Origin of the sequence: Streptomyces sp. Go-475, from assembly GCF_003330845.1 — a bacterium.
Classification (GTDB): Bacteria; Actinomycetota; Actinomycetes; order Streptomycetales; family Streptomycetaceae; genus Streptomyces.
The window spans coordinates 7,703,845-7,721,399 of record NZ_CP026121.1; the positions used below are offsets into that span (position 1 = coordinate 7,703,845).

At 73.4% G+C, this 17,555-nt stretch carries 19 protein-coding genes; 11 read left to right on the top strand and 8 right to left on the bottom strand.

The window, feature by feature from the left end; genetic code table 11:
- Positions 1-105: 105 nt before the first annotated feature.
- Together C1703_RS34950 and C1703_RS34955 are read right to left on the bottom strand one after the other, a co-directional pair.
- Positions 106-927: a hypothetical protein gene (locus C1703_RS34950; RefSeq protein WP_114256598.1), complete on the bottom strand. Its 822-nt coding sequence runs from the start codon at positions 925-927 to the stop codon at positions 106-108.
- A gap of 110 nt (positions 928-1,037) precedes the next feature.
- On the bottom strand, positions 1,038-1,778 hold the full coding sequence (locus C1703_RS34955) for a response regulator transcription factor (protein ID WP_114256599.1): 741 nt from the start codon (positions 1,776-1,778) through the stop codon (positions 1,038-1,040).
- Positions 1,779-2,381: 603 nt separating this feature from the next.
- Here C1703_RS34955 and C1703_RS34965 point away from each other — a divergent pair.
- The 8 genes from C1703_RS34965 (at position 2,382) to C1703_RS35000 (ending at position 10,629) form a co-directional block, all read left to right on the top strand.
- Positions 2,382-3,548 (top strand): histidine kinase, encoded by a 1,167-nt coding sequence (locus C1703_RS34965; protein WP_114256600.1) that lies wholly within the window; start codon positions 2,382-2,384, stop codon positions 3,546-3,548.
- 168 nt (positions 3,549-3,716) lie between these two features.
- Entirely contained in the window at positions 3,717-4,358 is a 642-nt protein-coding gene (locus C1703_RS34970; protein WP_114256601.1) for an XRE family transcriptional regulator, read from the top strand.
- A 52-nt stretch (positions 4,359-4,410) separates the two neighbouring features.
- Positions 4,411-5,736: a Xaa-Pro peptidase family protein gene (locus tag C1703_RS34975; protein ID WP_114256602.1), complete on the top strand. Its 1,326-nt coding sequence runs from the start codon at positions 4,411-4,413 to the stop codon at positions 5,734-5,736.
- Positions 5,733-6,713 (top strand): thiamine pyrophosphate-dependent dehydrogenase E1 component subunit alpha, encoded by a 981-nt coding sequence (locus tag C1703_RS34980; RefSeq protein WP_114256603.1) that lies wholly within the window; start codon positions 5,733-5,735, stop codon positions 6,711-6,713. Before C1703_RS34975 ends, C1703_RS34980 begins: the two co-directional genes overlap by 4 nt.
- Entirely contained in the window at positions 6,701-7,681 is a 981-nt protein-coding gene (locus C1703_RS34985; protein ID WP_114256604.1) for an alpha-ketoacid dehydrogenase subunit beta, read from the top strand. The genes C1703_RS34980 and C1703_RS34985 overlap by 13 nt, the downstream gene beginning before the upstream one ends.
- Positions 7,682-7,703: 22 nt before the next feature.
- Entirely contained in the window at positions 7,704-9,065 is a 1,362-nt protein-coding gene (locus C1703_RS34990; RefSeq protein ID WP_114256605.1) for an amidohydrolase family protein, read from the top strand.
- Positions 9,062-9,943, top strand: a complete 882-nt coding sequence (locus C1703_RS34995; RefSeq protein WP_114256606.1) for a cupin domain-containing protein — start codon at positions 9,062-9,064, stop codon at positions 9,941-9,943. Before C1703_RS34990 ends, C1703_RS34995 begins: the two co-directional genes overlap by 4 nt.
- Positions 9,940-10,629: an SDR family oxidoreductase gene (locus C1703_RS35000; protein ID WP_114256607.1), complete on the top strand. Its 690-nt coding sequence runs from the start codon at positions 9,940-9,942 to the stop codon at positions 10,627-10,629. Before C1703_RS34995 ends, C1703_RS35000 begins: the two co-directional genes overlap by 4 nt.
- Before the next feature lie 20 nt (positions 10,630-10,649).
- Here C1703_RS35000 and C1703_RS35005 read toward each other — a convergent pair whose 3' ends face one another.
- The 4 genes from C1703_RS35005 to C1703_RS35020 are packed head-to-tail and all read right to left on the bottom strand — an operon-like array spanning position 10,650 to position 12,415.
- A complete protein-coding gene (locus tag C1703_RS35005; protein ID WP_114256608.1) occupies positions 10,650-11,297 on the bottom strand; it encodes an endonuclease in 648 nt (215 codons plus the stop codon).
- A 3-nt stretch (positions 11,298-11,300) separates the two neighbouring features.
- Positions 11,301-11,645, bottom strand: a complete 345-nt coding sequence (locus C1703_RS35010) for a DUF3140 domain-containing protein (protein ID WP_031112803.1) — start codon at positions 11,643-11,645, stop codon at positions 11,301-11,303.
- A 33-nt stretch (positions 11,646-11,678) separates the two neighbouring features.
- The gene (locus C1703_RS35015) at positions 11,679-12,161 is read right to left on the bottom strand and encodes a DNA starvation/stationary phase protection protein (protein WP_031112804.1); all 483 of its coding nucleotides are present in this window, start codon (positions 12,159-12,161) and stop codon (positions 11,679-11,681) included.
- On the bottom strand, positions 12,158-12,415 hold the full coding sequence (locus tag C1703_RS35020) for a WhiB family transcriptional regulator (protein WP_114257742.1): 258 nt from the start codon (positions 12,413-12,415) through the stop codon (positions 12,158-12,160). The genes C1703_RS35015 and C1703_RS35020 overlap by 4 nt, the downstream gene beginning before the upstream one ends.
- Before the next feature lie 186 nt (positions 12,416-12,601).
- Between C1703_RS35020 and C1703_RS35025 the strand changes: the two genes are divergently transcribed.
- Together C1703_RS35025 and C1703_RS35030 are read left to right on the top strand one after the other, a co-directional pair.
- Complete coding sequence (locus C1703_RS35025) at positions 12,602-13,789, top strand: thiolase family protein (RefSeq protein ID WP_114256609.1); 1,188 nt, start codon at positions 12,602-12,604, stop codon at positions 13,787-13,789.
- A 74-nt stretch (positions 13,790-13,863) separates the two neighbouring features.
- On the top strand, positions 13,864-14,637 hold the full coding sequence (locus C1703_RS35030) for a sulfite exporter TauE/SafE family protein (protein WP_114256610.1): 774 nt from the start codon (positions 13,864-13,866) through the stop codon (positions 14,635-14,637).
- Here C1703_RS35030 and C1703_RS35035 read toward each other — a convergent pair.
- On the bottom strand, positions 14,623-15,423 hold the full coding sequence (locus C1703_RS35035; RefSeq protein ID WP_114256611.1) for an HAD-IIA family hydrolase: 801 nt from the start codon (positions 15,421-15,423) through the stop codon (positions 14,623-14,625). The genes C1703_RS35030 and C1703_RS35035 overlap by 15 nt on opposite strands.
- Positions 15,424-15,784: 361 nt before the next feature.
- Here C1703_RS35035 and C1703_RS35040 point away from each other — a divergent pair, with 361 nt between their 5' ends.
- A complete protein-coding gene (locus C1703_RS35040) occupies positions 15,785-16,612 on the top strand; it encodes a cobalt-precorrin-6A reductase (protein WP_114256612.1) in 828 nt (275 codons plus the stop codon).
- Here the strand turns inward: C1703_RS35040 and C1703_RS35045 are convergent.
- Positions 16,534-17,445 (bottom strand): MerR family transcriptional regulator, encoded by a 912-nt coding sequence (locus C1703_RS35045; protein ID WP_114256613.1) that lies wholly within the window; start codon positions 17,443-17,445, stop codon positions 16,534-16,536. The genes C1703_RS35040 and C1703_RS35045 overlap by 79 nt on opposite strands.
- Between the last annotated feature and the right edge of the window lie 110 nt (positions 17,446-17,555).

The window sequence follows — 17,555 nt, forward strand, 5'->3', positions numbered from 1 at the left end:
CCATCGCCGCCATTGTGCCGTCCCGTTGATCACGCTGTCCCGGGAATCGGCAGAGCCGGTGGGGCCGTCGGTGTGCGGCGGGGAAAACCGTGTGCTGTCCCCGGTTCAGCCGGAGTCGGGGCTCGCGGCCGGCGTCCGGCCGGCCAGGACGTCCGCCAGGCGCTGGGTGCCGAGCCGCGCCGCCTGTTCGACGGAGTCCTGCTCGTCGCCGTCGAGCCCGCCCGCCGTGACGGTGAGCGCGTCGTTGCCGACGCGCACGGCGGCGACGTCCAGGGTGAGGGTGGCCTCCGTGCCCCCGATGGGGCCCCGCACCGTCACGCGCAGGCCCTCACGGGCGTCGCCCACGGCGGGCGGCGAGGTGTCGACGACCTGGACGGTGCGCTGTTCACGGCCGTCGGTCACGGTGAACTGGTCGCACTCCTGCGGCAGGCCCGCCAGCCACTGCAGGGACTCCTGCGGGTCGGTCCGGTCGTAGGAGGCGACCTGGTACAGCAGGCGCGAGTCGCCCTGCGTGAAGCCGCGCAGCGCGGACACGCCCGACGGCCTGCCCAGCAGATCGTCGTCGAAGAGGGAGTCGAGGAGCCGTTGGCAGTCGGCTGCCTGGGCCTTGGCCGTGAGGAAGTCGGAGACGTCGACCCGGCCGATGAGCAGGCTGTCGTGCCAGTTCTGGGCCTCCGTCTCCTTCACCTGGGTCCAGTCGTCCTCGATGTCCGCCTCGGTGATCAGCGCCGTCCGCGCGCCGCTCTCGGTGAGGGTGGCGGTGGGGGAGGGGGTCTGCCGCTCCCCGGCGACCTGCGACGCGGTGGCGACCGGGACGCGTGCGCCGGCCGCGCCGCCGCCGTCCGAGCAGGCGGCGCCGGCCAGCAGCGTGCCTGCCGCGAGGGCGCAGGAGAGAACGCGGGTGGGCCGGGGCGGACGACGGGTCATCGGGAGTGCCTCCTGGGAACGTGACGCGTGTCCTCAGCGCACCACCGGCATCGACGGCCCACCACCGGCACCGGACTGTTCGGGTGAGCGTCCGCCGGGGCGCGGACGTCTCACGTTCCGGCCCGGGCGTGTCCGTTCTGCCAGGCCCAGGCGGCGATCTCGACGCGGTTCCGGGCGGCCAGCTTGACCTGGACGCTGGACAGGTGGGTCTTGACCGTGGAGAGCGAGACGTACAGTTCGGCCGCGATCTCGGCGTTGGTGCGGCCGAGGGCGACGAGGCGGACCACGTCCAGCTCCCGCTCGGTCAGCGGCTCCCGGAGCGGCGCCGAGGGGGCCGGGTGCGCCGGGGGCGCCGGCCGCGGCGCGCTGTCGGCGGGCGCCGCCGCCGTGACGTGCTTGAGCAGGCGGACCGTGACGGACGGGGAGACCAGCGAGTCGCCCGCGGCGGCGGCGCGCACGGCCTCCGCGAGGAGGGTCGGCCCGGAGTCCTTGAGCAGGAATCCGCAGGCGCCGCCGCGCAGCGCGCCGTACACGTACTCGTCGAGGTCGAAGGTGGTCACCACGACCACCCGCAGGGGGTCGGCGACCTGGGGCCCGGCCAGCAGCCGGGTCGCCTCCAGACCGTCCAGCTTCGGCATCCTGATGTCCAGCAGGCACACGTCCGGGCGCTCGCGGCGGGCCAGCGCCACGGCCTCCTCGCCGTCTCGGGCCTCGGCGACCACGGTGATGTCCGGCTGGGCGTCGAGGAAGAACCGGAATCCGGTGCGGACCATGTCCTGGTCGTCCGCGATGAGCACCCGGATGGGAGCGCCGGAGCGGCCGCCGGCGCCGGCCGGGTCTGGGGTCGTCATGGGCCGATCATGCCTCGGTCAGCGCTCGGACATCCAGGTGAGGGGGTGGCTGCCGGCCCGCACGACACCCACCGGGAGGTCGATCCCCGATCCTCCGCCTGTGTGCCGCGTCGGGAACTTGCACGGATCAGGGGGGTGAGGGACGCGGGCCCAGCCTCGCCCGCGGCCCGGCACCCGCCTGCGGTCCGGCACCCGCCTGCGGTCCGGCACCCGCCTGCGGTCCGGCACCCGCCTGCGGTCCGGCACCCGCCTGCGGTCCGGCACCCGCCTGCGGTCCGGCACCCGCCTGCGGTCCGGCACCCGCCTGCGGTCCGGCACCCGCCCGCGGTCCGGCCCCCGCGCGGTTCGGCTGCGGTCCGGCCCCCGCGCGCGGTTCCGTCCCCGCGCGCGGTTCGGCTGTGGTTCGGTCCCCGCGCGTGGTTCGGTCCCCGCGCGTGGTTCGGCTGCGGTCCGGCCCCCGCGCGTGGTTCGGCCCCCGCCCGCGGTCCCCCCCCCGCCCGCGGCTCCGGGCACGCGCCTCGGCCGAACGGCCACACGAGCCGTCCGCACTCCGGGCCGATCGGCCGATCCCGGCGCGCAGGGCCCTCGCCTACCGTGAACCGCATGAGATCGATCTCTCCCCGGGGCTGCGTGCGGAGCTTCGGCGTCGGCTTCCTGGTGGTGGCGGCGGCGTACGACCTGGTGATCCACGGCGACCTCGGGGACGGCACCTGGCCGCCGGCGGTGGCGGTGCTGCTCGCCGGGCTCGCGGCCGTGCTGTGGCCGGCCGACCGCAGGCCGCGCCGGCTCACCCCGCAGCTGCGCGCCGCCGTACCCGGCGCGGCCTCCCTGCTCTTCACCACGGGCATGCTGCTCGCCGGGCGCACGGAGGTGCCGTTCGGTCCGGGCGAGGTGCTGATCCTGCTCAGCCTGCTGTTCATCGCCGTACGCCACTGCCCGAGGCGCTGGGCCCTGCCGTGCGGTGCGCTCGACGCGGTCGCCCTGCTCCTGCTGCCGGTGCGTTACTCGGGGTCGCTGCAGGACGGGGTGCTGCTGTCCGTCGTGATCGGCCTGATCCTGGTCGGGGCCGTCGCCGGGTTCGCCGGGTACCTGCGCTCCCTGGACTACCGGCGCACCGTCGCCGTCGGTGAGACGCGCCGTGCCGAACGCGTCGCCATCGCCGCCGACCTGCACGACTTCGTCGCCCACCACGTCACCGGGATCCTCGTGCAGACCCAGATGGCCCGCATGATGGCGGCCCGGCAGCCGCAGGACCTCGACCCCGTCCTGGCGGGCATCGAGCGCGCGGCGACCGAGGCGCTGGCGTCCATGCGGCGCACGGTGGGCGTGCTGCGGGACACGGGCCCGGAGGCCGCCGACCGCCGTCCCGTCGGCGACCTGGCCGGCATCGCCGACCTGGTCGACGGCTTCGCCGGCCCGGGCCAGAAGTGCGTCCTGCACCGGGATCCGGCCGTCTCCGACGACCTGCCGCACGAGGTGCAGGCGGCGGCCTTCCGGGTCGCGCAGGAGGCGCTGACCAACGTACGGCGGCACGCGGCCGACGCCACGGAGGTCACCGTCCGCCTGGCCCGCCCCGGCGACCGGCTGGAGGTCACGGTGACGGACGACGGCCGCGGCGGCACCCAGCTTCCGGAGGCCGCCCACGGGGGCGGCTTCGGGCTGGTCGGGCTGAAGGAGCGGGTCACCGCGCTGGGCGGGGAACTGCGGGCGGGGCCGCGGGCCGGTGCGGGGTGGCAGGTGACCGCGACCTTCCCGATGGGCAGAGGCTGAAGCTGATCCGGGGCCTCTGTGGTCGGCAGGGGCTGAAGTAGATCCGGGTCCTCTCCGGCGGGCAGGGGATGAAGCGGATTCCGGTCCTCTCTGGCGCGGCACGCCGCGCGGGCTGTTCAATGAAGCTGAACATGCCGCGTGTCGCGCGCATGGTGAGAGGAGCCGCCCGTGTCCCCGGCCGTCGTGCCGCCCGTCGGTGCGCGCATCCGGCAGGCCCGTCTGGAGCGCGGTACGAGTCTGCGCGCGCTCGCCCGGGAGGTCGGCGTGTCGGCGAGCCTCGTGTCGCAGATCGAGACCGGCAAGAGCCAGCCGTCCGTCAGCACCCTGTACGCGATCACCACGGCCCTCGGCATCTCCGTGGAGTCCCTCTTCGACGCCCGCGAGGGTGCCCGAGCGGCGGCGCTGCCGGCGGCGCGCGGCACCGTCCCGCACGCCCTCGCCGCCCTGGCCGCCGACCCGGGCCGCCGGATCGGGCCGCTGGCCGCGGCCGGTGGGCGCGAGACGCTGGAGCTGGACTCGGGCGTCGTGTGGGAGCGGCTCGGGCGGGTGCCGGGCGCGGACGTCGACTTCCTGCTGGTGACCTACCGGCCCGGCGGCGCCTCCTCCGGCTCCGGCGCGCTGATGCGGCACGCGGGCACCGAGTACGGCTACCTGACCTCCGGCGAACTGATCCTCACACTCGGCTTCGACGAGTACACGGTCCGCCCGGGCGACTCCGTCTGCTTCGAGTCGACGACCCCCCACCGCTACCGCAACGATGGAGAGGTACCCGCTGTGGGCGTCTGGTTCGTGTCCGGCGATGTTCAGTGACACTTGACACTCGTAGCACCCGGGCGTTCACTCCGAAGTGGGGGTGGTCGCCATGGCGATCCGCACATACGGAACCGACGCCGTCGACTGGGAAGAGCGCATCGACCTGGACCGGCTGCGCGGGCAGCGGCTGGCCCGGCTGCACGAGTCCCTGAACCGCTCCCAGCTGGGCGCGGTGCTCAGCTTCGACTTCGCCAACATCCGCTACATGACCGCCACCCACATCGGCACCTGGGCGATGGACAAGCTGATTCGCTTCGCCCTGCTGGTGCGGGGCGGCGAACCGGTCGTCTGGGACTTCGGCTCCGCCGCCCGCCACCACCAGCTGTACAACCCGTGGCTCGACTACAGCGACGGCAAGGGCGGGCCGCCCACCGGCGCCCGCGCCGGCATCTCCACCCTGCGCGGGGCCTTCCACCCGGACGCGGGCATCGCCGACGACGTCGCCGCCAAGATCGCCGCCGAGCTGCGCGAGCACGGGCTCGCGAGCGAACCGCTCGGCGTGGACGTCGCCGAGATGCCCGTCCTCGCCGCGCTGCGCGCCGAGGGCGTCGACGTCGTCGACGGGCAGCAGGTCTTCCTGGAGGCCCGCCGCATCAAGACCGGCGACGAGATCGCCCTGCTCACCCAGGCCTGCGCGATGGTCGACGCGGCCTACGAGGAGCTGTACGGGTATCTGCGCCCGGGCGTCCGCGAGAACGAGTGCGTCGGGGTCGTCAGCAAGGTGCTGTACGACCTCGGCAGCGAGTACGTGGAGGGCGTCAACGCCATCTCGGGCGAGCGCTGCTCCCCGCATCCGCACGTCTACAGCGACCGGCTGATCCGCCCCGGCGACCCCGCCTTCTTCGACATCCTGCACAGCCACCTCGGCTACCGCACCTGCTACTACCGGACGTTCGCCGTGGGCAGCGCCTCCCGGGCGCAGCGGGACGCCTATGCGCGCTGCCGGGAGTACATGGACGAGGCGATCGCCCTCGTCCGGCCCGGGGCCACCACCGCCGACGTCGTCCGGGTGTGGCCGCGCGCCGAGGAGTTCGGCTTCGCCGACGAGACCGCCGCCTTCGCCCTCCAGTACGGCCATGGCGTCGGCCTGTCCATCTGGGAGAAGCCGATCTTCAGCCGCCTGGTCTCCCTCGACCACCCCGAAGTCCTCGAAGAGGGCATGGTGTTCGCCCTGGAGACGTACTGGCCGGCCGCCGACGGCTGGTCCGCCGCCCGCATCGAGGAGGAGCTGGTCGTCACCGCCGACGGCTGCGAGGTCATCACCAAGTTCCCGGCGGAGGACCTGCTGGTGGCGGGCCGCAAGTACTGGACGGTGGGCGGCGAGCTGAACACCCGGCGCGAGGCGCAGTCCCACCTGAACAGGGGCGAGCGATGACGGACGCGACCGGACTCCTCGCCCGCTACGAGCGGATGGCCGTCATCCGCCGCACGGAGAAGGCCGCCCACGACCTGTTCCTGCGGGGGCTCGTCAAGGGCACCACCCATCTCGCCGCCGGGCAGGAGGCGATCGCCGTGGGGGCGAGCGCCGCCCTGCGCCCGGACGACTATGTGTTCGCCACCTATAGGGGCCACCACCATGCCCTGGCCAGGGGCGCCACCCCGGAGGAGTGCCTCGCCGAGCTGATGAGCCGGGCGACCGGGCTGTGCCGGGCCAAGGGCGGCTCCATGCACCTGACCAAGGCGGCCACCGGCATGCTCGGCTCGTACGCCATCGTCGGCTCGCACCTGCCGATGGCGGTCGGCGCCGCCTGGTCGGCCCGGCTGCGCGGCACCGAGCAGCTCGCGGTCGCCTTCTTCGGTGACGGCGCGACCAACATCGGCGCCTTCCACGAGTCGCTCAACCTGGCCGCCGTCTGGAAGCTGCCCGTGCTGTTCGTGTGCGAGAACAACCTGTACATGGAGTACACGCCGATCGCCGACGTCACGGCCGTGCCCCGGCCCGCCGCCGACCGGGCGCCCGCCCACGGCATCCCGGGCGAGGTCGTCGACGGCAACGACGTCGAGGCCGTCGAGGAGGCGGTGGGGCGGCTGGCGCGCCGGGCCCGGGCCGGAGAAGGGCCCGCCGTGCTGGAGGCCGAGACCTACCGGCACTTCGGGCACAGCCGCGCCGACCCGGCGGCCTACCGCCCGGCCGAGGAGGTCGAACGCTGGGTCAAGCACGACCCGCTGGACCTCGCCCGGGGACGGCTCGCCGAGCGGGGGGTCGCCGAGGAGACGGTCACCGGGGCCGACGAGCGGGCCCGGGCCCTCGTGGAGCGGGCCGTCGAGGCGGCCAGGGCCGCTGAGGGCCCCGACCCGCGCGAGGCGCTGACCGACGTGTGGGCGGACGGAGGTGCCGCATGGCGGACGTGATCACCTACCGGGAGGCGGTCGCCGAGGGCATCGCACGCGAGATGCGCCGGGACGCGTCGGTGGTGTGCCTCGGGGAGGACATCGGCGCGGCCGGCGGGGTGTTCAAGACGACCACGGGGCTGCTGACGGAGTTCGGGCCCGAGCGGGTGTGGGACACGCCCATATCCGAACAGGCCATCGTGGGTGCGGCGATGGGCGCCGCGATGACCGGGATGCGGCCCGTCGCGGAGATCATGTTCTCCGACTTCCTCGCCTGCTGCTGGGACTACCTCGCCAACGAGATCCCCAAGGTCCGCTACATGACCGGCGGTCAGGTGACCGTGCCCCTCGTCGTGCGCACGGCCAACGGCGGCGGACTCGGCTTCGGCGCCCAGCACTCCCAGGCCACCGAGAACTGGGCGCTGACCGTGCCGGGCCTGAAGATCGCCGCACCGGCGACTCCGGCCGACGTCATCGGCATGATGGCGGCGGCGATCCGCAGCGAGGACCCCGTGGTCTTCTTCGAGCACAAGGCGCTCCTGGCCACCAAGGGGCCACCGCCACCGCCCGGCCACGTCGTCGAGCTGGGCCGCGCCGCCGTCGTCCGCGAGGGCGCGGACGTCACGCTCGTCGCCCTGGCCTCGATGGTGCCCCTGGCGCTGAAGGCCGCCGACGTGCTGTCGGGGGAGGGGATCGAGGCGGAGGTGGTCGACCTGCGCTGCCTCGTCCCGCTGGACGCCGCGACCGTGCTCGCCTCGCTGCGCGGGACCTCGCGCCTCGTCACCGTCGAGGAGAACCCGTACCAGGGCGGCTGGGGCGCCACCGTCGTCTCGATCGTCGCCGACGAGGGGTTCGGCCTGCTGGACGCGCCCGTGCGGCGGGTGGCGGGGGAGTGCGTCCCGCTGCCGTTCGCCGACGCGCTGGAGGAGCAGGTCATCCCCACCGTAGAGAAGGTCGTGGCGGCGGTCCGGAGCCTCGCCGCGTATTGAACACCCCCTGGAGGGAAGCGCGATGACCCATCGGATACTCCTTCGCGCCGGACACGTCCTGTCGATGGACCCTGCCATCGGCGACCTGCCGCGGGGTGACGTCCTCGTCGAGGACGGCCGGATCGCCGCCGTCGAGCCCGACATCAGCGCCGACGCCGAGGTACTCGACATGACCGGACGCATCGTGATCCCCGGCTTCGTCGACACCCACCGCCACACCTGGGAGGCCCCGATCCGGGGCGTCGCACCCGACGCCACCCTCGACGACTACTTCGTCGACATCCTCGACACCTTCGCACCCCTGTACACCCCGCAGGACGTCTACGCGGGCAACCTCGCGGGCGCGCTGGAGTGCCTGAACGCCGGCATCACCACGCTCGTCGACTGGTCGCACATCAACAACACCCCCGAGCATCCGGACGCCGCGATCCAGGGCCTGACGGAGTCCGGCATCCGGGCGCGGTACGCGTACGGCAGCGCCAACACCTCCCTCGCCGACTACTGGTTCGAGAGCAGGATCGCGGTCCCGGCGGACGACGTGCGGCGGATCCGGTCGGCGCATTTCGCCTCCGACGACGGTCTGCTGACCATGGGCCTCGCCACCCGCGGGCCCGGCTTCTGCGTCGACGAGGTCGTCGCGCAGGAGTGGGCGCTCGCCCGCGAACTCGGCCTCCCGATCACCGTGCACGTCGCCATGGGACGGCTCGCCGGCCGCTTCGGCATGGTCAGGCAGCTGCGCGGCCTGGGACTCCTCGGCCCGGACACCACCTACGTCCACTGCTGCTACCTCAGCGAGGAGGAGTGGCGGATGGTCGCCGACAGCGGTGGCACGGTGTCGGTCGCGCCGCAGGTGGAGCTCCAGATGGGGCACGGCTGGCCGCCCGTGATGCAGGCCATCGAACACGGTTTGCGGCCCTCCCTCAGCGTCGACGTCGTCACCACCGTGCCGGGCGACATGTTCACCCAGATCCGCGCGGCCTTCGGCGCCGAACGCGCCCGCGTCAACGCCGACTGCTGGCAGGCCAACATGCCGGTGCCCGACACCATGCTGACCGCGCGGCAGATGCTGGAGATCGCCACCGTCAACGGCGCCCACGTCGCGGGGCTGGAGGACCGCACCGGCTCCCTCACCCCCGGCAAGCGCGCCGACATCGTCGCGATCGACGCCACCGCGCCGAACGTCGCCCCCGTGCACGACGCGGCGGCCGCGGTGACCCTGTGCGCCGACGTGTCGAACGTGGACACCGTCCTCGTCGACGGCGTGATCCACAAGCGGGACGGCCGGCTGCTCGCCGACACCGCACGCGCCCTGCGGCTCGTCGCGGAGTCCCGGGACCGGCTCCTCGCCGCGAAGGAGGAGAAGAGGGCGAAGGCGACGGCATGACGAACCACCTGGTACGCCGCGCCGCCGACCTGCCCGATCCGCCGTACGACGGCCACGGCCACCGGCGCCGGACGCTGGTCGGCGAGGACGACGGCAGTGTGCACACCGGCTTCGGCCTGTGCGAACTACGGCCCGACGGCCGGATCCCCGCCCATGTCCACTCGTACGAGGAGACCTTCCACATCCTCGCCGGAGCCGTGATCCTCGACGTCCCCGAAGGCTCGTACCGGCTGGAGGAGGGTGACTACGGCCTGCTGCCGATCGGGGTACCGCACGCGTGGCGCGGCGCGGGGGACACCGGCGGCCGCTGGGCGGACATGCTGGCCCCCGTCCCGCGGGCCCGCTACGGCCACGACACCCAGGCGGTGCCCGGCCCGCCCGCGCGCGACCCGGTCCGCGTCGACGTCCGTGACCCGCGCACCCGCTCCTTCGGGCACTTCGAACCCGACCAGATGGACCCCGGCAAGCAGTCCCAGGACCTGCTGGCCGTCACGGCGAGCATGCGCACCGCGCTGCTGGTCTACAGCGGCATCACCGTGAAGATGATGGTCGACAGCGACCTGGGCGCGGTCGGCTCGACGATGTTCATGGTGCAGTACGCCTCCGACGGGGTCATCGGCACCCACGACCACCCCTTCGAGGAGACGTACCTCATTCTCCAGGGCGTCGCGGAGGCCACCCTCGACGGCGAGCGGTACCGGCTGGAACCCGGGGACCTCGCGTGGGCGGGCGCCGGGTGTGTGCATGGGTTCGCCAACGCCGGGCAGGGGCCCCTGCGGTGGCTGGAGACGCAGGCGCCGCAGCCGCCGGCACGACACTCGTACCGGTTCACGCGGGACTGGGACTACCTGCGCGCCGCACTGGAGGAGGGCTCATGAGCAGAGTGCTGGTCGTCGGCGGAACGTCCGGCATCGGTCTGGAGTTCGCCCGGGCGCGCGCCGGGCGTGGGGACGACGTGGTCCTCACCAGCCGCGAAGCCCAGCGGGCCGACGCGGTCGCGAAGGAGATCGGCGCCCGGGGGCTCGCCCTGGACCTGGCACGGCCGCTGGAGATCGCGGCGGCCCTCGCCGACGTGGGGCGCGTGGACCACCTGGTCATCGCGGGCGTCTCCCGGGACGACAACAAGGTCACCGAGTACGACATCGACGCCGCGCTGCGCCTGGTCACCCTCAAGCTCGTCGGCTACACCGAGGTCGTGCACGCGCTGCGGACCCGGCTGCACGACGGCAGCGCCATCGTGCTCTTCGGCGGCCAGGCCAAGGAGCGCCCCTACCCGGGGGCGACGACCGTGGCGACGGTCAACGCGGGCGTGCGGGGCCTGATGAACTCCCTCGCCGTCGAACTCGCGCCCGTCCGGGTCAACGTCGTGCACCCCGGTGTCGTCGGCGACAGCCCGTACTGGCAGGCCAAGCCGGAGAAGGTGCTCGCCGCGCTGCGCACCGAGACGCCCACGGGGCGGCTCGCCACGATGGCGGACGTGGTGGACGCGGTCGACTTCCTGCTGCGCAACCAGTCGGTCAACGCGGTGGAACTGACCGTGGACGGGGGCTGGTTGCTCGGCTGACCCATTGCCGAGCAGGGCCGTCACCCGGCGCGCCGCAGTGTGTCCGCCACGACTTCCTTGTCCACCGCCGCCCGTACCAGCGCGGCGGCGAGCACGGCCGGGTCGGTCCGGCCGGCCGCCTCGACGAGGCGCTGCGGCTCCTTCGGCAGCTCCAGCCGCTCGGCGCCCTGCAGGGCCTTGGCGTCCAGACGAGGCGCGACCTCCGGCCAGACGCCCTGCGCCTCGCGCAGGAAGATGTCGGCACCCGCCGGTCCCATACCGGGGAACTCCTGGAGCAGGCGGCGCAGTTCGGGCACCGTGCCGTCCGCCTCCCGGCGCAGCCGCCGCAGGTCGCCGCCCCACCGCTCGTTCAACAGCTCAGCGGCGTCACCGAGTTGCGTGGCGGTGCGCTCGTCATAGCGCCGGTAGCCGCCCCGGCCGAGCGCGTCCACCCGCTCCTGCCAGTCCGCCTCGGCCATCCGGCGCGGATCGCGCAGCCCCGCCTCGTGCAGGGCACGGGCGGTGGCCAGCGCGATCGATCCGCGGATGCGGGCGCTGAGCAGGTGGGACAGCACCAGCAGCCGGTACAGGGGCTGCGGTGTGTCCTTCAGCCGGATGCCCGCCTCGTCGGCGTACGTCCGGCCGTGCGCGCCGACGAGTTCGCGTACGACGCGCTCCTGCCGGCTCACGGGCTACGCCTTCAGCGGATCGTGGCCGACGGTCATCAGCCGGTGCCGGCGGCGCGTGTCCTCGGCCGTCACCTCGGGGATCGGCTCGTTCTCCAGATCCACCTGCGAGGTGACCCTGTCCACCACGTTCCGCATCACCCGCAGGTCGTCCTCGGTCAGGTCGGTGCGCCGCTTCTGGAGGATCGCCAGGACGTGCTTCCCGGTCTCGGTACCCGCCTCCTCGGGCAGCGGCTCCGCCTCCTCGTCGGCGTCACGCGTCCGCAGCCAGGCGGCGAGTTCCTGCGAGGTCATGTTCACGACGCGGTGGAAGTCCTCCCACAGCGCGTCCAGTTCCAGGGCGTCGGTCATGGGGTGCCCCTTCCGTACGTACGTGCGCGCCGGTCAGCCTTCGCGGGGGAAGTTCTCCGCGTCGAACATCCACCGCTGCTTCTCCAGCTCGGCGGTGATGCCGATCAGCAGGTCCTGGGTGACCAGGTCGGCCTTCTCGGTCGCGTCGATGCGCTCGCGCAGCCGGGCGATCGCGTCCTGCAGCGACTCCACCATCACCTGCACGGCGTCCGAGTCGCGCACCCAGCCCTCCTTCGGGGCGGGCAGCGTGAAGGCCTTCGCGATGGTCTCCGGCCGGCCGTCCGGCGGGACGCCGAGCGCCGCGGACCGCTCCGCCACCGTGTCGGCGAAGTTCCGCGCGGCCGAGACCACCTCGTCGAGCTGGAGGTGGATGGACCGGAACCGCGGTCCGACGATGTTCCAGTGCGCCTGCTTCCCGATCAGCGAGAGTCCGAGCAGATCCACCAGGGTGTCCTGGAGTGCCTCGCAGGAGACCCGGCGGGCCTCGTCGGGCAGTGTGCTCCTGACAGCCGTCATAGGGCGCTTCTCCTTCTCGCGTCGTTCCTCGTGGTCCTGAGCAGTGCGTCGCGCTCCTCCTCGCAGGTGCCGCCCCACACGCCCGAGGCCTGTCCGCTGCTCAGCGCGAAGCTCAGGCAGTCGTCGGTCACCGGACAGCGCGCGCAGATCCGCTTGGCGGCGGTGACGTCCCGCAGAGCGGGGCCCGCGGTGCCCACGGGAAAGAACAGCTCGGGGTCCTCGTCCACGCAGGCGGCGCTCCGCAACCACTCCATGACCGCGCGGGTGCCCCGGGCCCACTGGTGCAAACCCGATGCGGAATGAGGGAGACCGGTCGTCCCGGCCTGCGATATCGCCTTCCCGAGACACTGGAAGCCGGGAAATCTTCCCAGGGGCCCGGCCGGGGGTCTATAGTCCGAAACTAGCGGTGCTAATTAATCGGTGGTGTGAGGAGTCCTCTCGTGCGTCCCGTCCACTTCGCGTCCGCCCGCCGCACCCCCATCGGCAAGCTGCGGGGGTCCCTCTCCTCGGTACGGCCCGACGACCTCGCCGCGACCGTCGTCCGCGCCCTGGTCGCCGACGTGCCCGCGCTCGACCCGGCCCGGGTCGACGACGTCTACTGGGGCGCCGCCAACCAGGCCGGCGAGGACAACCGCAACGTCGCCCGCATGGCCGCGCTGCTCGCCGGCCTCCCCGAGTCCGTCCCCGGCGCCACGGTCAACCGCCTCTGCGCCTCCGGCCTGGAGGCCGTGACCACGGCCGCCCGCGCCATCGCCGCCGGCGAGGCCGACATCGTGATCGCGGGCGGCTCCGAGTCGATGAGCCGCGCCCCCTTCGTCCTGGCCCGCCCCGACGAGGCCCTGCCGCACCGCGTCGAGACCGTCGACACCCGCCTGGGCTGGCGCCTGGTCAACCCGGTGATGAAGGATCTGCACGGCCTGCTGTCCATGGGCGAGACCGCCGAGGAGGTCGCCACCCGGTACGGCATCCCGCGCGAACGCCAGGACGAGTTCGCCCTGCGCAGCCACCAGCGCGCCGCCGAGGCCCGCAAGAACGGCCACTTCGACGACGAACTCCTGCCCGTGGAACGCCCCGACGGCGTGGTCGTCGACACCGACGAGTGCGTCCGCGAGGACACCTCCTACGAGAAGCTCTCCCGGCTGAAGCCGGTCTTCCGGCAGGGCGGCACGGTCACCGCGGGCAACGCCTCCCCGATGAACGACGGCGCCGCCGGACTGCTCCTGGTCAGCGAGGAGGCCCTGAACGACCTGGGCCTGGAGTCCCTCGGCCGCTACGTCGCCGGAGCCTCCGCCGGCGTCCACCCCGACGTCATGGGCATCGGCCCGGTCCCCGCCACCCGCAAGGCCCTGACCCGGGCCGGCTGGAGCGTTGGCGACGTCGAGGAGGCCGAGTTCAACGAGGCGTTCGCCGCCCAGGCGCTGGCCTGCGTCGACCAGCTCGGCATCGACCCCGACCTGGTCAACCCGAGCGGCGGCGCCATCGCCCTCGGCCACCCCCTGGGCTGCTCGGGCGCCCGCATCCTGACGACCCTGCTCCATCGCATGCGGCGCACCGGGGCGGAGCGGGGTCTCGCGACGATGTGCGTGGGCGTCGGGCAGGGCAGCGCGGTGCTGGTCGAACGGCACTAGCCGAGCCGCGGCGGGCTCATCAGGCGAGACGGCGCTTACCCCGGCGGTTCGTTGCACATAGCATCAGTGTTCGCATGAACACCATGACGCTCTGGCACATCACCGGCTGGGAGTTCGCCGCCCTGGCCTTCGCGGCCCTGCTCGTCGGCTTCTCCAAGACCGCCGTGAGCGGGGCCAACACGGTCAGCCTCGCCATCTTCGCCGCGGTGCTGCCCGCCCGCGCCTCCACCGGCGTGCTGCTCCCGGTCCTGATCGCCGGGGACCTGCTCGCCGTCGCCACCTACCGGCGGCACGCGCACTGGCCCACGCTGTGGCGGCTGTTCCCGGCGGTCGCCGCGGGTGTCGTCGTCGGCACGGTGTTCCTGATGTGGGCGGACGACGCGATCGTCCGCACCTCCATCGGCGCGATCCTGCTGCTGATGGCGGCCGTGACGGTGTACCGCAGGCGTACGGCGGACACGGAGGAGGAGCCGGAGTCGGTCACCACCCGGTCGGGCCGCCTCAAGGCCCGCTCCTACGGCGTCCTCGGCGGCTTCACCACCATGGTCGCCAACGCCGGCGGTCCGGTGATGTCGATGTACCTGCTCTCGGCGGGCTTCCGCAAGCTCGGCTTCCTCGGCACCTCCGCCTTCTTCTTCCTCATCGTCAACGTCTCCAAGCTGCCCTTCAGCGCCGGTCTCGGCCTCATCGACGGCCGTTCGCTCCTGCTCGACCTGGCGCTCGTGCTGTTCGTCGTGCCCGGCGCGCTGTTCGGCAAGTGGGCCGTGCACAAGATCAACCAGCGGTTGTTCGAACAGCTGGTCATCGCGGCGACGGTCGTCGGCGGTCTGCAACTACTGCTGCGCTGAGCCCCGCAGCAGCGCCGGAAGGTCCGCGAAGGAGTCGATCACGTGGTCGGGCGTGCCGTCGGCGGCCCGGAGCGTCTCCCGCTGGAACTTCCCGGTCCGCACGAGGACCCCGGCGATCCCCGCCCGCTGGGCCGCCAGCACGTCCGACTCGACGTCGTCCCCCACCATCACGGCCTCGCCCGCACCGACGCCGAGCCGGGCCAGCGCCGCCTCGAAGAACGCCCGGGCCGGCTTGCCGGTGATCTCGGCCTCCACCCGGGCGGCCTTCTCCAGCCCGGCCAGGAACGCGCCGGAGTCCAGCCGCAATCCCTCGTCCGTACGCCAGTACAGGTTGCGGTGCATGGCCACCAGCCGGGCTCCGCGCCGCAGTTGCCCGAAGGCCCGGTCGAGCGCCTCGTACCCGAACTCGGGACCGGCCCCGCCGACCAGCACCACATCCGGCACCGCGCCGGTGTCCGCCGGGTCGACGACGGTCACCCCCTCCAGGTCCTCCGCGATGTCGCCGCTGTTCAGCAGCGCGCACCGGGCGCCGGGACAGTGCTCGGCGAGATACGCGGCGGTGGCGGCGGGCGCGGTCAGGATGTCCTCCGCGGAGACCGGGAACCCCGCGTCCGCCAGCGTCCCGGCGATCGACGCCCTGGTCCGGGACGTCGTGTTCGTGACCAGCAGCACGGCGAGACCGGCCTCCCGGACCTCCCGCAACGCCTCGACGGCCCCCGGCAACGGCCGCCACGAGACGGTGAGCACCCCGTCGATGTCGACGAGCACGGCACGCACGGACTCCATGCCAGGACGATAGCGACGGCCGGCTGTCGGTGCCGGTGGTCCGCATCCGTTCCGGTGTCTGTCGTGTTGCGGGTCTCCGCGTCGGGTGGTCCCCACCGGTGATCGGCACCCGCGGTGTCTGCCGTGGGGGTCCGTCCTCGCGGGGGGCCTCGCCGCAGGGGTGTGTGCCCGCCGGGCGTCCCCACCGCGGGGGTCCCGGTGTCCGCCGTGGAGGTCCGTGCTGTGCCCGCCGGGTGGCCCCCGCCGGGGACCCGCACCGGTCCCAGTGCCCGCCGCAGGGGTCCGTCCCCGCGGGTGGCCCCCACCCGCGTTCCGTACCCGTCCCGGTGCCCCCCGTCCGGGACCTCGTACGCTCGACGCCGTGTCCTGTCACGTCCTGATCCTCGGCGGCACGACCGAGGCCCGCGCCCTGGCCGCCGCGCTGTCCGCCCGCCCCGGCGTCCGCGTCACGACGTCCCTCGCGGGGCGCGTGGCGAAGCCCGGGGCGCTCGACGGGGAGGTGCGCGTCGGGGGGTTCGGCGGGGCCGAGGGGTTGGCCCGGTGGCTGCGCGAGGAGGGCGTGAGCGTGCTCGTCGACGCCACGCACCCCTTCGCCGAGTCGATCACGGCCAACGCGGCACGGGCCGCGGCCGCGACCGGTGTGCCGGCGGTGGTGCTCCGCCGCCCCGGGTGGCGGCCGGGCCCCGGGGACCTCTGGCACCCGGTCCCCTCACTGGAGGCGGCGGCGGACCTGCTGCCCCGGCTCGGGCGCCGGGTCCTGCTCACCACCGGACGCCTCGGCCTGGCCGCCTTCGCGCACCTGACGGACCTCCACTTCGTCGCACGGTCGGTGGACCCGCCAGAGCCGCCCATGCCGCCGGACCTCCACGTGATCCTGGCCCGCGGCCCGTTCACCGTCCCCGGCGAGACGGCCCTGCTGCGCGAGCACCGCGTCGACGTCCTGGTGACCAAGGACAGCGGGGGAGAGGCCACGGCGGCCAAACTCACGGCGGCGCGGGACCTCGGCCTGCCCGTCGTGGTCGTACGGCGGCCCCCGCTGCCGGACGGCGTGACGGCCGTGCCCGACGTAGCGGGGGTCCTGGAGCGGCTGGGGCCGGCCCAGACCGTGTTTCAGGTCGCGGGCGGCTCTTGGGCGGACAGTTCCTCGGCCAGTTCCATACAGCGCAGGCGGGCCGGGGAGAAGTCGTAGGGCATCTTGCCGGTGGCTTCGAACACGCTCATCGAGTCAGCCTTCCCCCTGCCAGAGCTGAGACCGGCCTCGTCCTCGTCGTCGTCGGCGGCGGCAGGGTGCAAAGCGTCCCAGGCGTCGAAGAGGGCATCCTCGTCCTTCCCCAGGCCGGACTCCTCGATGACGGCCTGCAGGGCGCTTTCGAAGGCGTGCCGCTCGACGGCCACCTGAGCCACCCGTGGATCATCCACGGCGACGCTGTCATCGAGTTCCTCCTCGGCGTCATCGATGCGGTCGGAATCCTCCCGCAGAGTGGGATGCGTGGCCAGGACGACGAAGCGGGTGGCCTGGACGGCCGCGCCGAGCGGGCCGAAGATCCGCTCGGTGACCAGCAGACTGTCCAGGTCCGCCTGACGCAGGGAGCCCTCAGGCAGGCTCTTGAGGCGTTCGGTGACGAAGCCGGAGAGCAGGCCCATCCGGCTGCCTTCGGTGCGCATCCGCTGCACGGCGGTCCGCTGCCGCCGCAATTCCGCCTCCTGCTCGGCGAGGGTTTCCTCCAGCCGCTCCAGGATGCCCGCGAAACCGTCTCCGCTGTCCGCACCGGCGGAAGCCGTGCGAGTGGTGAAGGCGTCTCGGATGTCGTCCAGCGCGATCCCGGCGTCGGCCATCTTGCGAATCCACAGCAGGCGGATCATGTCCTCGTACCCGTAGCGGCGGCGGTCATCGCCGCCCCGCTCAGGCTCGGGGAGCAGGCCGATCTCGTGGTAATGGCGAATCGCCCGCGGCGTGGTGCCGGCGAAGGCCGCCGCGTCACCGATCTTGACCCGGGGAGGTGGCGTGAACGGCGAATGCATGAGCAAGGACCTTTCCTCGAGGGACCCGGACGTGAGTCCACCGGACCACATGCCGCTACGGAACGTGCAACCCCATCCACACCGCCCCGCGCCTTTCCCGCCGCGGCATC

Coding starts and splice junctions, on each gene's coding strand:
- C1703_RS34950 (WP_114256598.1), bottom strand. CDS start 927: ATGACCCGTCGTCCGCCCCGGCCCACCCGCGTTCTCTCCTGCGCCCTC.
- C1703_RS34955 (WP_114256599.1), bottom strand. CDS start 1,778: ATGACGACCCCAGACCCGGCCGGCGCCGGCGGCCGCTCCGGCGCTCCC.
- C1703_RS34965 (WP_114256600.1), top strand. CDS start 2,382: ATGAGATCGATCTCTCCCCGGGGCTGCGTGCGGAGCTTCGGCGTCGGC.
- C1703_RS34975 (WP_114256602.1), top strand. CDS start 4,411: ATGGCGATCCGCACATACGGAACCGACGCCGTCGACTGGGAAGAGCGC.
- C1703_RS34980 (WP_114256603.1), top strand. CDS start 5,733: ATGACGGACGCGACCGGACTCCTCGCCCGCTACGAGCGGATGGCCGTC.
- C1703_RS34985 (WP_114256604.1), top strand. CDS start 6,701: ATGGCGGACGTGATCACCTACCGGGAGGCGGTCGCCGAGGGCATCGCA.
- C1703_RS34990 (WP_114256605.1), top strand. CDS start 7,704: ATGACCCATCGGATACTCCTTCGCGCCGGACACGTCCTGTCGATGGAC.
- C1703_RS34995 (WP_114256606.1), top strand. CDS start 9,062: ATGACGAACCACCTGGTACGCCGCGCCGCCGACCTGCCCGATCCGCCG.
- C1703_RS35000 (WP_114256607.1), top strand. CDS start 9,940: ATGAGCAGAGTGCTGGTCGTCGGCGGAACGTCCGGCATCGGTCTGGAG.
- C1703_RS35010 (WP_031112803.1), bottom strand. CDS start 11,645: ATGACCGACGCCCTGGAACTGGACGCGCTGTGGGAGGACTTCCACCGC.
- C1703_RS35015 (WP_031112804.1), bottom strand. CDS start 12,161: ATGACGGCTGTCAGGAGCACACTGCCCGACGAGGCCCGCCGGGTCTCC.
- C1703_RS35020 (WP_114257742.1), bottom strand. CDS start 12,415: ATGGAGTGGTTGCGGAGCGCCGCCTGCGTGGACGAGGACCCCGAGCTG.
- C1703_RS35030 (WP_114256610.1), top strand. CDS start 13,864: ATGAACACCATGACGCTCTGGCACATCACCGGCTGGGAGTTCGCCGCC.
- C1703_RS35035 (WP_114256611.1), bottom strand. CDS start 15,423: ATGGAGTCCGTGCGTGCCGTGCTCGTCGACATCGACGGGGTGCTCACC.
- C1703_RS35045 (WP_114256613.1), bottom strand. CDS start 17,445: ATGCATTCGCCGTTCACGCCACCTCCCCGGGTCAAGATCGGTGACGCG.